We start from the raw sequence: 1,419 nt of genomic DNA on the forward strand, positions 1-1,419 counted from the left end.
TTCCACCTCGTCCTGCGTGTGGCGGAACGGACGGGAGCCCCGTCCGCCGGAGCCCTCCGTTCGCTCGCCGCGGCGATGCGTCGGAGCGCCGCCGCCGATCGCGCCGTCCGGGTCGCCCTCGCCGGACCCCGGACGAGCGCTCGGGTCGTCCTGGCGCTGCCCCTCCTCGGTCTCGGGATGGGTTCGGTCTGGGGCGCCGACGCGCTCGGGGTGCTCCTCGCCCGGCCGATCGGGTGGGTGTGCTGCGCGGCGGCGGCCGCACTGGTGTTCGTCGGGCAGCGCTGGAGTCGTCGGATGATCGACGCAGCAACACCCGACGGACACGTGCCGGGCATCCTGCTCGACGCCTGGGCGGTGGGACTGGGCGGCGGTGTCCCGTGGCGCTCGGCGGAGCGTGCCGTGCAGGAGACGCTCCTGGGGCTCGACCACCGGGCGGCGGCGGACCCGACCGCGCGACGGTGCCTGCACGAGGTGCTGGTCCTGAGCCGACGCGCCGGGGTGCCCGCCGTGGGGCTGCTCCGGGCCGCCGCCGAGGACGTCCGGGACGACGCCGCGGCCGCCGGGCTGGCAGCGGCGGAGCGGCTGGCGGTCCGGCTCGTGCTGCCGCTGGGCGTCTGCGTCCTGCCGGCCTTCGTCCTGGTCGGGGTCGTCCCGGTCGTGGTCGGGGTCCTCTCCTCCACCGTGGGCGGTCTCCGCTGAACCGTCCACAGACCGGCCGTCCGAGCGCCGGAGGCCGCCGCCGGTGCACGACTGTGGATGCACCACAGAGGAAGGGGAACCCATGATCGACTCGACACCTCGGACGGACTCGGCACCTCGGACCGAGCCGGCACCTCCGGCCGGGCGGGCCGGCGCGCACCGACCGCGCACGCGACGACTCCGGGAGCGGATCGCCGACGACCGAGGCTCGGCCACCGCCGAGTACGCCGTCGTCATCCTGGCCGCGGTCGCCTTCGCCGGCGTGCTCGTCGCCGTGATGCGCTCGGGTGAGGTCCACCAGATCCTGACCGACCTCGTCCGCGGGGCACTCGTCCCGTGACCGCGTCGGCTCCCGTCGTTCGCGACCGCGGCAGTGTCACGGTCGAGTTCGCCGTCGGGCTCCCGCTGGTCGCCCTCGTCCTGGTCTCGCTGGTCGCGGGAGTGGTGGTCGTCGACCGGGTCGGGCGGCTCCAGTCGGTCGCCGGGACGGCGTCGCGGGCGCTGGGACGCGGCGACGACCGGGGCGCGGATGCCGCGCTCGCTGCCGCTGCCGCTGCCGGTGTCTCGTCCCGGGTGCGGCAGGAGCACGGTCTGGTGTGCGTGGACGTGCAGGCGACCTCGGGCGGCCCGTTCTCGGTCCTGCCGCTCCGTGCGACCGGCTGCGCGGCGGCAGGCGGTCGCTGATGCGGACGGACCGGGGCTCGGCGACCGTCGCGCTGG

The 1,419-nt window shown here is 76.4% G+C and carries 3 protein-coding genes; all 3 read left to right on the forward strand.

Annotation, left to right across the window (positions count from 1 at the left end):
• The coding region (locus D8M35_RS16725; RefSeq protein ID WP_161972701.1) for a type II secretion system F family protein at positions 1-699 on the forward strand (699 nt) is incomplete at its 5' end.
• An 82-nt stretch (positions 700-781) separates the two neighbouring features.
• A complete protein-coding gene (locus D8M35_RS17230; protein WP_274542780.1) occupies positions 782-1,039 on the forward strand; it encodes a DUF4244 domain-containing protein in 258 nt (85 codons plus the stop codon).
• Positions 1,036-1,383: a hypothetical protein gene (locus D8M35_RS16100; protein WP_126892709.1), complete on the forward strand. Its 348-nt coding sequence runs from the start codon at positions 1,036-1,038 to the stop codon at positions 1,381-1,383. Before D8M35_RS17230 ends, D8M35_RS16100 begins: the two co-directional genes overlap by 4 nt.
• The last annotated feature ends 36 nt before the right edge of the window (positions 1,384-1,419 follow it).

The sequence above is a fragment of the Curtobacterium sp. HSID17257 genome (assembly GCF_003989515.1).
Classification (GTDB): Bacteria; Actinomycetota; Actinomycetes; order Actinomycetales; family Microbacteriaceae; genus Curtobacterium.